Source organism: Bacillus sp. JJ864 (assembly GCF_036963045.1).
Lineage (GTDB): Bacteria > Bacillota > Bacilli > Bacillales > Bacillaceae_G > Bacillus_A > Bacillus_A pseudomycoides_C.
Map to the genome: position 1 here is coordinate 62,315 of NZ_JBALLY010000001.1, position 12,408 is coordinate 74,722.

General features: G+C 36.9%; 16 protein-coding genes. 3 read left to right on the top strand and 13 right to left on the bottom strand.

The features are described 5' to 3' along the window. Positions 1-18: 18 nt before the first annotated feature. The 9 genes from corA to spoIIM form a co-directional block, all read right to left on the bottom strand. The gene (gene corA, locus V7024_RS00375; protein WP_154713292.1) at positions 19-981 is read right to left on the bottom strand and encodes a magnesium/cobalt transporter CorA; all 963 of its coding nucleotides are present in this window, start codon (positions 979-981) and stop codon (positions 19-21) included. 77 nt (positions 982-1,058) lie between these two features. Continuing rightward, complete coding sequence (locus tag V7024_RS00380) at positions 1,059-2,363, bottom strand: pyrimidine-nucleoside phosphorylase (RefSeq protein ID WP_335514091.1); 1,305 nt, start codon at positions 2,361-2,363, stop codon at positions 1,059-1,061. 7 nt (positions 2,364-2,370) lie between these two features. Further along, a complete protein-coding gene (locus tag V7024_RS00385) occupies positions 2,371-3,192 on the bottom strand; it encodes a purine-nucleoside phosphorylase (protein WP_335514093.1) in 822 nt (273 codons plus the stop codon). Between the two features lie 13 nt (positions 3,193-3,205). Beyond that, complete coding sequence (gene deoB, locus V7024_RS00390; RefSeq protein WP_335514096.1) at positions 3,206-4,390, bottom strand: phosphopentomutase; 1,185 nt, start codon at positions 4,388-4,390, stop codon at positions 3,206-3,208. A 442-nt stretch (positions 4,391-4,832) separates the two neighbouring features. Further along, positions 4,833-5,576, bottom strand: coding sequence for a FixH family protein (locus tag V7024_RS00395; protein WP_335514099.1), 744 nt, complete (start codon positions 5,574-5,576; stop codon positions 4,833-4,835). 138 nt (positions 5,577-5,714) lie between these two features. Then, positions 5,715-6,605 (bottom strand): site-specific tyrosine recombinase XerD, encoded by an 891-nt coding sequence (gene xerD / locus V7024_RS00400; protein ID WP_098914631.1) that lies wholly within the window; start codon positions 6,603-6,605, stop codon positions 5,715-5,717. Positions 6,606-6,611: 6 nt separating this feature from the next. After that, on the bottom strand, positions 6,612-6,842 hold the full coding sequence (locus V7024_RS00405; protein WP_098914632.1) for a YqzK family protein: 231 nt from the start codon (positions 6,840-6,842) through the stop codon (positions 6,612-6,614). A 104-nt stretch (positions 6,843-6,946) separates the two neighbouring features. Continuing rightward, positions 6,947-7,402, bottom strand: a complete 456-nt coding sequence (fur, locus tag V7024_RS00410) for a ferric iron uptake transcriptional regulator (protein ID WP_035429393.1) — start codon at positions 7,400-7,402, stop codon at positions 6,947-6,949. A gap of 107 nt (positions 7,403-7,509) precedes the next feature. After that, positions 7,510-8,160: a stage II sporulation protein M gene (gene spoIIM / locus V7024_RS00415; protein WP_020059431.1), complete on the bottom strand. Its 651-nt coding sequence runs from the start codon at positions 8,158-8,160 to the stop codon at positions 7,510-7,512. 123 nt (positions 8,161-8,283) lie between these two features. Here spoIIM and V7024_RS00420 point away from each other — a divergent pair, with 123 nt between their 5' ends. After that, positions 8,284-8,835, top strand: coding sequence for a GNAT family N-acetyltransferase (locus tag V7024_RS00420; RefSeq protein WP_335514108.1), 552 nt, complete (start codon positions 8,284-8,286; stop codon positions 8,833-8,835). A 27-nt stretch (positions 8,836-8,862) separates the two neighbouring features. On the opposite strand, the gene V7024_RS00425 is transcribed toward V7024_RS00420, so the two are convergent. Continuing rightward, positions 8,863-9,402 carry an NUDIX hydrolase gene (locus tag V7024_RS00425; protein ID WP_335514111.1) on the bottom strand — a complete coding sequence of 180 codons (540 nt, stop codon included), beginning with the start codon at positions 9,400-9,402 and terminating at the stop codon, positions 8,863-8,865. Between the two features lie 73 nt (positions 9,403-9,475). Here V7024_RS00425 and mciZ point away from each other — a divergent pair, with 73 nt between their 5' ends. Then, entirely contained in the window at positions 9,476-9,604 is a 129-nt protein-coding gene (gene mciZ / locus V7024_RS00430) for a Z-ring formation inhibitor MciZ (RefSeq protein ID WP_020059434.1), read from the top strand. Between the two features lie 52 nt (positions 9,605-9,656). Then, the gene (locus tag V7024_RS00435) at positions 9,657-10,571 is read left to right on the top strand and encodes an aldo/keto reductase (protein ID WP_335514116.1); all 915 of its coding nucleotides are present in this window, start codon (positions 9,657-9,659) and stop codon (positions 10,569-10,571) included. A 26-nt stretch (positions 10,572-10,597) separates the two neighbouring features. On the opposite strand, the gene V7024_RS00440 is transcribed toward V7024_RS00435, so the two are convergent. From V7024_RS00440 to V7024_RS00450, 3 genes are read right to left on the bottom strand one after another with little or no spacing between them, the layout of a single operon-like run. Beyond that, the gene (locus V7024_RS00440; protein WP_335514119.1) at positions 10,598-11,425 is read right to left on the bottom strand and encodes an aldo/keto reductase; all 828 of its coding nucleotides are present in this window, start codon (positions 11,423-11,425) and stop codon (positions 10,598-10,600) included. 50 nt (positions 11,426-11,475) lie between these two features. Next, positions 11,476-11,931, bottom strand: a complete 456-nt coding sequence (locus tag V7024_RS00445) for a hypothetical protein (RefSeq protein WP_335514121.1) — start codon at positions 11,929-11,931, stop codon at positions 11,476-11,478. A 13-nt stretch (positions 11,932-11,944) separates the two neighbouring features. Next, complete coding sequence (locus V7024_RS00450) at positions 11,945-12,271, bottom strand: RRXRR domain-containing protein (RefSeq protein WP_335514124.1); 327 nt, start codon at positions 12,269-12,271, stop codon at positions 11,945-11,947. Positions 12,272-12,408 lie beyond the last annotated feature (137 nt).

The window sequence follows — 12,408 nt, forward strand, 5'->3', positions numbered from 1 at the left end:
GGAATTTCCGGCGTTTTTTTATTTAAACCAACCCTTCTTATAAAACCAGACCATCATGCCGCCACCTATAAAGGCCATTATGGCTAAACAAATATAATAGCCATACTCCCACTTTAATTCTGGCATATGATCAAAGTTCATTCCATATACACCAACAATAAATGTTAATGGCATGAAAATAGTTGAAAAAACCGTTAATGTCTTCATAATGTTATTCATATGATGAGAATTGAGCGAAAAGTAGCTATCGCGAATGTCAGCTGTCAGCTCTCGGCTTGCTTCAATCATTTCGGCAAGCTTTAAAAGATGATCATGAATATCTTTAAAATAAATTTCATGTTCATTTACACCATAAAAGCGCGTTGAATTTAAAATACGATACAATAAATCACGCATTGGTACAATTGTTCGTCGTAATTTTGATAAATCAGAGCGAATATCAAATACCTCTTCTAATACAACACCAGCTGTATCTCCCGTTAAATTATCATCAATGGCATTTAAATGATCCTCAATGTAATATACAGGAGAAAAATAATCATCAACAATTTGGTCAATAATCATATGGGTCACATGAAGAGTACTTCTCTTTATGCGCTGTTTTTCCCCAAGTTTATTCCACGCCCGTTCAATCGCCTTATTATGTGAAAAGTGAAAAGATACAACAAACTGATCACTAACGAATAAATCAATTTCATGCGGCTCTAATCCCTCTTCACTAAAAGCGTGAAGAACTAAAAAATTATATCCTTCATAAAAATCCACTTTCGGTCTCTGTACGTACTCCAAACAATCTTCAATCGCAAGGGGATGGAATTTAAAATAATCTTGTAAAATATATGTATACTCTTCTTTCGTCGGTTTACATAAATCCAGCCAAAACCATACGATATCTTCTCGCTTCGTTTCTTCTAATGACACGTCATATAATACTTCATTTTCTTTTGTTACTGCACAAATTCTTATCATAGTTTCACCCATTATTATTATATGCAAAAAAAGCTAAGGAGAAAACTCCTTAGCTTCTTTATCTCATAATTCGTGGACAAATTGTCACTTTATCTCTCGACGATACCGTGTACTAACTTCGGTGCATCTAGATGCTCTGCAGACACTTTCATGTTTTCGTAAATTTTTTGTTTTACATCTTCTACATTTTCACGGTTTGCGTAAATCGTTACAAGTGATTCGCCTTTCTTCACGCTATCGCCAACTTTTTTACGAAGCATAAGACCAACTGCTAAATCGATTTCAGATTCTTTCGTTGCGCGTCCTGCACCAAGAAGCATCGCTGCTGTACCAATTTCATCTGCGACAATTTCAGATACATAACCATCTTCTTTTGCTTCTACTTCAATCATATATTGCGCTTGCGGAAGTTTCGTTGGATCATCCACAACAGAAGCATCGCCGCCTTGTGCTGCTAAAAATGTTTTAAACGCTTCTAATGCCTTGCCATTGTTCATCACTTCAATTAGCTTTTCACGTGCATCCTCTAAAGAAGAAGCTTGTCCCGCTAAGTATACCATTTGACTTCCAAGTGTTAAACATAACTCTTCTAAGTCTTTTGGTCCTTTTCCTTGCAATGTATCAATCGCTTCTTTCACTTCTAAAGCGTTACCGATTGCCTCACCAAGCGGCTGACTCATATCAGAGATAACAGCCATCGTTTTACGTCCAACGTTGTTACCGATACGAACCATCGCTTCTGCTAATCGCTTCGCATCCTCATCCGTTTTCATAAATGCACCCGCACCTGTCTTTACATCAAGAACGATTGCATCCGCACCAGCTGCAATTTTTTTACTCATAATAGAGCTGGCAATTAACGGGATAGAGTTTACCGTTGCCGTCACGTCACGAAGCGCATATAACTTTTTGTCAGCAGGTGTTAAATTACCGCTTTGCCCAATAACAGCAATTTTGTTTTCATTTACAAGACGAATAAATTCCTCGTTTTCAATTTCTACATGGAATCCTGGAACCGCTTCTAGTTTATCAATTGTACCACCTGTATGCCCAAGACCACGACCAGACATTTTCGCAACTGGTACACCTAAAGCAGCTACTAATGGACCTAATACAAGTGTAGTTGTATCACCAACACCACCTGTTGAATGCTTATCTACTTTTACGCCTTCAATCGCTGATAAATCAATTGTATCACCACTATTTACCATTGCCATCGTTAAATCAGCACGTTCCTGCTCATTCATATCTTGGAAGAAAATTGCCATTGCAAGTGAACTCATTTGGTAATCTGGAATATCACCATTTGTGTATCCTTCAATGATAAATTTAATTTCTTCTGTCGTTAATGCTTTGCCATCACGTTTTTTCGCAATTAGGTCCACCATTCTCATTGTAAACTCATCCCTTCATTTGTTTTACAATTTCTTTTACAAGTGCTAAGAAGTTTGCTTTTACACGTTCTGTTGTTTCAATTACTTCCTCATGATTAAGCGGCTGATCTAAAATACCCGCTGCCATATTTGAAATACAAGAAATACCAAGTACTTTCATACCAGCATGACGTGCTACGACAACTTCTGGTACAGTTGACATTCCGACAGCATCGCCGCCAACTGTACGGATCATACGAATTTCTGCAGGTGTTTCGTATACAGGACCTGTCATCGCCACATATACACCTTCTTGTACTTTAATATTTAAATCAGCTGCAACTTGTTTCGCCATTGCACGAAGATCTTTACTATAAGATTCAGACATATCAGGGAAACGTACACCCATTTCAGAATCATTTGGTCCGATTAATGGATTGTAGCCCATGAAATTAATGTGATCTGAAATTAACATTAAATCGCCTGGCTCATATGATGTATTTACACCACCAGCTGCGTTAGTAACAACAACTGTTTCTACACCTAATTCTTTCATAACACGAACTGGGAATGTTACTTTTTGCATATCGTATCCTTCATAGTAATGGAAGCGACCTTGCATTGCTACAACTGTAACTCCTTGAAGTGTACCGAATACTAATTGGCCAGCATGACCTTCAACTGTAGATACAGGAAATTCAGGAATTTCATTATAAGGTACAGCTACTGCATTTTCGATTTCATCCGCCAATACACCTAAACCTGAACCAAGGATTAGTCCTACTGTTGGTCTTTCTGAAAATTTACCTTTTAAATATGATGCAGATTTTGAAATTAATTCACGATTCATTTTATATTCCTCCTTATTTACCTAGCTCGTTTAAGAAACTTTTTCCGTATGTTGGCATTGTTACATTGAAGTTTTCTGCAACTGTTGCGCCGATATCAGCAAATGTTTGACGAAGTGGCAATTCTTGTCCGCCATCTTTCATACTTGGGCTATACGCTAATAATGGTACATATTCACGCGTATGATCTGTACCGTAGTGAATTGGGTCATTACCATGGTCAGCTGTGATAAGTAATAAGTCGTCTTCTTGTAACTTTTCAAACACTTCAGGAAGGCGTGCATCATATTCCTGCAATGCTTCTCCATATCCTTGAGGATCACGACGATGACCGAATAGTGCATCAAAGTCAACTAGATTTAGAAAGCTTAAACCAGTAAAGTCCATGTTTAATGTATCTACAAGCTTATCCATGCCATCCATGTTGGATTTTGTACGTAGAGACTCTGTTACGCCCTCTCCATCATAAATATCAGAGATTTTACCGATTGCAATTACATCATAATTGGAATCTTTTAATTCGTTCATAACTGTGCGTCCAAACGGTTTTAAAGCATAGTCATGACGGTTTGGCGTACGTGTGAAGTTTCCTGGCTCCCCAACGAATGGACGCGCAATCACACGACCTACCATATATTTTTCATCGAGTGTTAACTCACGTGCAATTTTACAAATGTTATATAATTCTTCAAGTGGTACAACTTCTTCATGAGCAGCAATTTGCAGTACACTATCGGCAGATGTATACACGATTAATGCGCCTGTTTCCATATGCTCCTGTCCAAGCTCATCTAGAATCCCTGTTCCAGAAGCTGGTTTATTTCCAATGATTTTACGTCCTGTTCTTGCTTCTAGCTCATCCAGTAATTCTTTTGGGAATCCTTCTGGGAACACTTGAAACGGCGTATCAATGTATAGGCCCATAATCTCCCAGTGTCCTGTCATTGTATCCTTACCCGTAGATTTTTCTTGCATTTTTGTATAATACGCAAGCGGCTTCTCTACTTTTGAAATCCCTTTCATTTCACGGATGTTACCAAGACCTAAATTCATCATGTTTGGCATCTGTAATCCATTCATATGCTCTGCAATATGACCTAATGTGTCAGACCCTTTATCGCCATATTTCTCAGCATCCGGTGCTTCTCCAATTCCTACGGAGTCCATTACGATAAGGAAAATACGTTTATATTTACTCACAACTGTAACCTCCTATATATGCTACTAATGTAGTATGTTCAAATCGCTGTAAAAACTTCCTTCTTCTTCTAAGTCAGATGTCAGACATCTCCTACAGCTACTATAACATGTTTACGCTTTCTTTTTAAGGGATTTTTATCACATTTCATATTTTCTACACATTTTCATTGTAATCTATTCTGCACAGAAGTGCGAATAAAACTAATATATTAATCCATATTGGTTTTTTCAACATATAAGTCGCCGCTATGCAGAACAAAACGTGATCTGTATTCATTTTCTCCCTTTGTTTTAATTCTTGCATGTGGCAGGAAAAGGCACTGACCGCTTCTATGCATGGCCAGATGCTCTCGTCTACCTAAAAAGAAAGGCTTTTGTTATTTTTTAATTGGCATATATATCAATAATAAATAAAAAAACAGCTCTTTCAAAGAGCTGTTCCTTATTTCACTTCAACCGTTTCTTCTTTATGGTCATGAAGATCACCTTTTCGTACATGAACCTTCACTTTATATGTGCCTGCTTCTTTAAATGTATGAGTGCTTGTATATTCACCTTTGTTACCTTCTTTTGCTGGAACAAACTCGTGCTTTTCTGCACCATCTTTCCAAATTTCAAGTTGAACTTCCGCACCAGTTAATGCTTCTTCTTTTTGTTTTAAGTGTACTTTCATTGTAGATTCTGTATTTGCTTTTACACCATCTGCCATAAGATGAATCATTGTCTCACTTTTATGATCACCATGACCTGCTTCATGACTATCATGAGCTTTCTTTTCCTCTGTTACTTTTGCATTTCCAACAGCTACTTTTACTTCTGGCATCACATGCATATCACGTGCATTTGTATGTGCAATAATATGGTAAACACCGTCAGATGGGAATGTTTTATCGATTGTATAAACACCGTTCCCTTTGTGCTTCGCATTTACCATTTCTTTTTTCTCTTCGCCATCTTTCCAAATTTCAAATTTCACATCATCTGCATCTGTTACTTTTTCTTTCCCTTGTGTAACAATTGCTTGCACTTCTACTTTTTCATTTGGCTTTATCGTTTCAGGGTTTGTTTTTACCGCTACTTTTACTTCTTCAAGCGGCTTATCTTTTTTCGCTTTTTCGTCCGATTTCGTATTGCAACCAGCTAAAGCTAGCATGGCGATAAATAATGTAATTAAAAGTTTCTTCATTATACTTCCTCCTTCGTCCTATATTAGTATAGAGGAAATATGCGTTCACATTCTAGCCTTCTGCTGAAAACAATGTACGAAATGTTTGTGAAGTTTTTGTGAAGTATATTCACAATAATAGCAAAAGGACATGAAAACTCATGCCCTTGGGTGGAACTGTTTATATACATCTTTTAATCTAGTTTTTGAAACATGTGTATAAATTTGTGTTGTTGAAATATCAGCATGACCAAGCATTTCTTGTACCGCCCTTAAATCTGCCCCATTCTCTAATAGGTGCGTTGCAAAAGAATGACGCAACGTATGCGGTGTAAGTTCTTTTTGAATGTTCGCTTCTTTTGCAAGTCTCTTCAAAATTTTCCAAAACCCTTGGCGCGATAAACGATTGCCATGATGATTTAAAAAGAGTGCTTCGGCCGTTTTCCTTCCTAATAGTTCTGGTCTTCCCTTTTCAATATAATGCTGAATCGCTTCGGCCGCTAAGCTGCCAAGAGGGATAATTCTTTCTTTATTCCCCTTTCCAATGCAACGAACAAAACCCATTGTTAAATGTACATCAGCTATGTTTAATTCAATTAACTCAGAAACACGTAATCCTGTTGCATATAATAACTCTAGCATAGCCTTATCACGGATTCCAAAGGCACTCTTTGCTTTTGGCGTTTGTAATAATGCTTCTACCTCATCAATAGATAGCACTTTCGGTAATTTACGTTCAGCTTGAGGCGTTTCAATATGTACAGATGGGTCATGTTCTACAACACGTTCACGTAATAAAAATTGATGAAACGATCGTACAGATGCAATGTGACGCGCCATCGTTTTCGAAGATTTATCATTCTCTTTTAGATGATGCAAAAAGTTTACAATATGCATTCGCGTTACATCATGAAACGATGTAATCTCCTCTACTTTTTGTAAATACTTCATATAACTTTTTAGATCGCGTTCATATGATACAACTGTATTTTTAGCTAATCCTTTTTCAACAACCATATAATGAATAAAATCTTGTAATTGATCTTCCAATCTTCTCTACTCCCCATTTTCATAGAAAAAAATCATTCTGTTTACGAAAGCATCTTTCACAGGTTCTTCTGTTCCAGATACTTTTTCTACCATTTCTTCTTTCGGTTTTTCATAACGATGATAACTTTCATATTCTTCATTTATCCATAGTATAGCGAAATAAAACATAATGGTACAACTGGTAAACAATAAAAATACTTTCATGCCATCAAAAATAACTTTCATTGCTCGGCGCATTGTAAATTCCTCCAAAATATATGTTATTACAACATATGCCAAGCTTTTCACCATTTATACCTAATGATAAATAAAAAACCTCTTCCTAATTAAATAGGAAAAGGTTAATTTTCTTCTGTTAATTTTTCTTGACAATTTTCACAAATACCGTGGAACGTTAAACGATGGTCTTTTACTTTAAAGCGCCACTCTTGTTCTACTCTTTTTTCTACTTCGCCAAGTAAATCTTCTTGAATTTCTTCTACTGCACCGCATTCCGTACAAATTAAATGATGATGAAAACGTGATGCTCCTTCTTGGCGTAAGTCATAGCGCGAAACACCGTCACCGAAATTAATCTTGTCGACAATCTTTAACTCGGATAATAACTCCAAAGTCCGATAGACGGTTGCAAGTCCGATCTCTGGCGACTTTTCTTTTACAAGGAGGTAAACATCTTCCGCGCTTAAATGGTCTTCTTCATTTTCTAGCAGCACGCGAACCGTTGCTTCACGTTGTGGAGTTAATTTATAACTCGCTGCATGTAATTGCTTCTTAATTCGATCAATTCTCTCTTCCATTCGGTACTACTCCCTCCCTCGCCACTCTTACCCCATTATATCAGAAGAAGGGCAACTGTCAAAACAAAAATAATCAAGATTATTTGATAATAATTCTCAAAGTATAATTACTTTTTGTTAATAGTGTCCATGACTTGTTTCATAAAAGTTGGTGATGCATACGCTTCAATCCCTGAAGCAACTGCTAACACCACACCGATAATAAGAAAAAAACAAGTGTAGCGCATAAAAAGTGGTAGCAATGGTTCATTTACTTTCCGAATAAATTGATGACGAATCATCCGCAATGAAAAGCTAGCTGCAATCGTCGTCATAATAAGAAACGTCGGTATGATAATTACATTTTGTGGAAGCACAGCCACAAATGCTAATAATAGGCCGTTCCATCCGAGTTGACTCACTAAAAAACCTACTGTAAACCCAACAACAACTCCTTTTAAAAATAATAAAATGAAAATAAGTGGTAAACCAATGATGGAAATACCTAAAATCCAAATAAAGCCAATGTATTTCAGTTGCGATAAGTAACTTTCTCGAAACATTTCACCTGCATTTGCAAATTGCCCTTTGGAAACTTGTCCAAAAAAACGACTCAAATAAAAGTACAAGTCTTGCTTTTGACTTACTTGTAAACTATTCACAAGAATAGCTCCAAAGATAACTCCCATTAATAAAAGAACCGCTACAAATACATATAGTGAAGCATGTTCTTGTACATGATATGTTACACGATCTTGCCAAGATGATTTCCTTAGCATATTACGTCCCTCCGTTCTTTCTCTTACTAAAATGTATGAGAGAAAGAAAAAAGTATGACGAATTAACATTGAAATTCCACGCCACTTTGCTAAACTTAAAGAAGAGAATAGGAGGGATTTCGTTTGAAACAACTATTATTAGATTTTCCAACATTATTTCAGACTGAGCGCTTACAAGTGCGGAAACCGTTCCCTGGTGATGGAGCGGAAGTTTACGAAGCAATCCAAGCTTCTTTAGAAGACTTGCAGCCATGGATGGCGATTACACACGAAACTGAAGAAACAGCAGAATCAGCAGTTAGAGCTGCACATGGAAAGTTTTTACTTCGTGAAACATTACCGTTCCATCTATACGAGAAAACATTGGGTACTTTCATCGGTGCACTCACTCTCCATCCAGAAAATTGGGATATTCCAAAGTTTTCTATTAGCTTTTGGCTTCATAGCTCTTATACAAAACAAGGCTTTATGACAGAAGCATTAAAAGGAGCTGTTCAATTCGCTTTCGATAAACTTGGAGCAAAACGTCTTGAAATTCGCTGTGATGCGAATAATACAAACGCACGATTAGTTGCAGAGCGCCTAGAGTTTATTCTAGAAGGTACGCTCGAAAATGATTTCCTTGCTCCTGATGGTAGTTTATGTGATACATGTGTATACGCAAAAATACAATAAAAATAAACACTCGCATAAAGCGAGTGTTTATTTTTTCAATTGTAAATATTGAATGGAAAACATTGTCTTTGCATCATGGATACGCTGCTCTTTTATTAGTTGCAGCGCTTCTTCTAATGATACTTCCATTAACTCAACGAACTCATCTTCATCAAGATCCGCTTTATCTTCCTTCTTCTTCAAGCCAGTCGCTTCATATACGTATACAATTTCATCTGCAAATCCTGGTGAAGTGTAGAATGACGTAATGAGCTCCATATTATCACATATGTACCCTGTTTCCTCTTCTAATTCCCGAATTGCTGTTACTTCAGGTTTTTCTCCCTGCTCCAACTTTCCAGCAGGAATTTCTACAAGCTCTTTTTCCATTGCTTTACGATACTGTTCAACTAACACAATTTTCTCGTCATCTGTAATTGCAATAATCGCTACCGCACCAGGATGCGTCACAATTTCACGTTTACTCGTCTCACCGTTTGGCAATACTACTTCATCAACACGAACTTTAATGACTCTTCCATCAAATATAGGCTCAGTTGCAATCGTTCTTTCTTCAAGATTACTCATAAGACTTCATCTCCTGTTCTATTTCCTAGCCTTTCTTCATACATTCTATCACATTGAAAGGAGCCAGATAAAAATGAAAGTGTATATTTTACCAAATCGAGTAACGCTAGTCGGAAAAGCTTGGGAAATTCGTCATATGCTAAAACAATATGAACAACGTTATAAAACTGTTCATGACTGGATTACAAATAGACAAATGTAAAGTGTTTGTGAAACTCCTTACGCTTTCGTAAAATAAAAGTAAGGAGGGCATTATGAAAACACGTCAATTAGGAAATTCAGATTTATATGTAAGTGAAATTGGACTTGGGTGCATGTCACTTGGGACAAATGAAACAGAGGCCATTCAAATCATTCATGAAGCGTTAGATTTAGGCATTAATTTTTTGGATACAGCCGATTTATACAATTATGGATTAAATGAAGAGTTTATCGGAAAAACACTGCAAGGAAAACGAGAGCAAATCATTCTTGCCACAAAAGTTGGGAACCGCTGGACAGAAGAAAAAAATGGGTGGTCTTGGGATCCTTCTAAGGCATATATAAAAGAGGAAGTAAAAGAAAGCCTGCGCCGATTAAAAACAGATTATATCGATTTATATCAGCTGCACGGCGGAACAATTGAAGATAATATCGACGAAGTCATTGAAACATTTGAAGAACTAAAACAAGAAGGGCTCATTCGTCATTACGGTATTTCTTCCATCCGTCCCAATGTCATTCGCCAATATGCAGAGCACTCTAATATTGTAAGTATTTTAATGGAATACAACATGTTCAATCGCCGCCCAGAAGAATGGTTCCCATTCTTGCAAGAACACAATATTAGCGTTATTGCTCGCGGCCCACTTGCAAAAGGCTTATTAACTAACAACAATAACCAAAAATTATCTAAGATGAAAGAAAAAGGCTATCTCTCTTACAACTTTGATGAAGTAAAACACGCTGTATCTTGTATTAAAGAAATAACAGATGAGCGCTCTCTAACAGAAACTGCGCTTCAATATTGCCTGTATACTTCTGCAATTGCAGCTCTCATTCCAGGTGCTAGCTCAATTGACCAATTACGCGAAAACGTAAAAGCAGGCACTGCCCATTCATTGACAGACGAACAATATAAACACATTCAAGCGCTTTTGAAATTGGATACATATGAATCTCATCGTTGAAAAAGCTACCGAAAATCGGTAGCTTTTTACATCGTATCATATTTATCTGGATTCGTTCCTGAACGCTTATTACAATCTAATGTATCAATTTGGCGCACTTCTTCTTCTGTTAATGAAAAATCAAAAATATGGAAATTCTCTGCAATACGAGACGGTGTAACAGATTTCGGAATAGTTACAATGCCGCTTTGAATGTCCCAGCGTAAAATAACTTGTGCAGGTGTTTTTCCATATTTCTTAGCAATTTCTTGAATCACAGGATGTTCAAACACCTCTCCGCCTCGCATAAGCGGACTCCATGCTTCCATTTGAATTTGTTCTTGCAGGCAAAAATTACGAAGTTCAAATTGTGCCAACATTGGATGAAGCTCAACTTGGTTCACCATCGGTTTAATGTGACAATTTGCTAATAAGTGTTCTAAATGATGAATATGAAAGTTTGACACACCGATTGCACGCACTTTACCTTCTTCATACAATTTTTCTAGCGCACGATATGTATCCACATACTTCCCACGTATCGGCCAATGAATTAAATATAAATCAACATAATCCATCTGTAATTTCTTTAAACTTGTATCAAAAGCTTTTAACGTCGTTTCATACCCTTGTTCATCGTTCCATACTTTCGTTGTAATAAACAGCTCTTCGCGCGCAATTCCAAATTCACGAATCGCTTCTCCGACACCGCTTTCATTTTCATAAATGGCAGCTGTATCAATAGAACGATAACCGATTTCAAGCGCAGTCTGGATCGCTCGTTTTACTTCCTCTCCTTCTTTCGCTTTATATACGCCTAAACCGAGCATTGGCATTTTCACGCCGTTATGAAGTGTTGTTGTTGGAATATGCATAAAAAAATCCTCCTTCAAAAATATACACAAAAGTATTCATGTGTGGTCATTCATAGGAAATACAACCCTCTAAATCTCCACTTTAGTACACTTTTCCTTGCATTTACTCTTTTTAGGTGTTTTTCCTTTGTTTGGATATTAATTTGCAACTTATCTGGGTACATTGCAGTAATATAGCCAACATGAGTTACCTTTTTGGTGTCTGTGTATTGTACACTATCTCTATGCCTAAACCCATAAGTTTCAGAATGTATTGCTTTCGTTTTCTTTCTGATTGGTTTAATGCCCCAGTCTTTTATGTTTGTATCATTGATCTCTAACCCACAAATAACTAAAGCGTCATTAGAATGTGACTTTTCAATACCCCGATCTATTCTCCTATTTGCAGTATCTCCACCACTTGTTAAAAGCAAAGTACCATACTGAGATAAGTGTTGTTGTAACCAGTTTTTACCTTGCATAACGTGTTGAGCAAAGTCTAGCCGTAAACTCTTTCCGTTAATCATTTTTTGATACTTATCAACAAACTTTTCTTCTTTGCTCCATTAGCTTTGATACATCTTTTCGATGTTCAATAGTAGCTTTAAAGATTGGCTTGTTTTTTGTTTTACATTCTTGTACTAACTCAACCCCAACGTGTAAACTACCATCGTCTATCCCCAACCTCATTTTATAATCTACATCTTCCACTGACTTATGAAGTTGAATTACCATTGGGTATTTTGCAACAAGTCTTGCTCTTTTCTTCCTAATTAAGTACCATCCATTGTTGACACTTGTAGGAGCTAATTTTCCTCCTTCTACATCCAATACAAAACAATATTCTTTGTTTTTATTTTTAGTCATCTCTGACCAGCCATCCTTTCGGAGAATTTCGCTTTTTGCCAATGACAGATGAGAGTTCATGTGTTTCGGTGTTTGACTACAGGGCAGTAGTAGTTGGTCATCCTTCCACACTCTTAGGGCAACGGACTAAAGCGTGT

What these genes read in the sequence shown, in the direction of transcription:
- corA (WP_154713292.1), bottom strand. Translation starts at nt 981, where the DNA reads ATGGGTGAAACTATGATAAGAATTTGTGCAGTAACAAAAGAAAATGAA.
- V7024_RS00380 (WP_335514091.1), bottom strand. Translation starts at nt 2,363, where the DNA reads ATGAGAATGGTGGACCTAATTGCGAAAAAACGTGATGGCAAAGCATTA.
- V7024_RS00385 (WP_335514093.1), bottom strand. Translation starts at nt 3,192, where the DNA reads ATGAATCGTGAATTAATTTCAAAATCTGCATCATATTTAAAAGGTAAA.
- V7024_RS00395 (WP_335514099.1), bottom strand. Translation starts at nt 5,576, where the DNA reads ATGAAGAAACTTTTAATTACATTATTTATCGCCATGCTAGCTTTAGCT.
- V7024_RS00405 (WP_098914632.1), bottom strand. Translation starts at nt 6,842, where the DNA reads ATGCGCCGAGCAATGAAAGTTATTTTTGATGGCATGAAAGTATTTTTA.
- fur (WP_035429393.1), bottom strand. Translation starts at nt 7,402, where the DNA reads ATGGAAGAGAGAATTGATCGAATTAAGAAGCAATTACATGCAGCGAGT.
- spoIIM (WP_020059431.1), bottom strand. Translation starts at nt 8,160, where the DNA reads ATGCTAAGGAAATCATCTTGGCAAGATCGTGTAACATATCATGTACAA.
- V7024_RS00425 (WP_335514111.1), bottom strand. Translation starts at nt 9,402, where the DNA reads ATGAGTAATCTTGAAGAAAGAACGATTGCAACTGAGCCTATATTTGAT.
- mciZ (WP_020059434.1), top strand. Translation starts at nt 9,476, where the DNA reads ATGAAAGTGTATATTTTACCAAATCGAGTAACGCTAGTCGGAAAAGCT.
- V7024_RS00435 (WP_335514116.1), top strand. Translation starts at nt 9,657, where the DNA reads ATGAAAACACGTCAATTAGGAAATTCAGATTTATATGTAAGTGAAATT.
- V7024_RS00440 (WP_335514119.1), bottom strand. Translation starts at nt 11,425, where the DNA reads ATGCATATTCCAACAACAACACTTCATAACGGCGTGAAAATGCCAATG.
- V7024_RS00445 (WP_335514121.1), bottom strand. Translation starts at nt 11,931, where the DNA reads ATGATTAACGGAAAGAGTTTACGGCTAGACTTTGCTCAACACGTTATG.
- V7024_RS00450 (WP_335514124.1), bottom strand. Translation starts at nt 12,271, where the DNA reads ATGACTAAAAATAAAAACAAAGAATATTGTTTTGTATTGGATGTAGAA.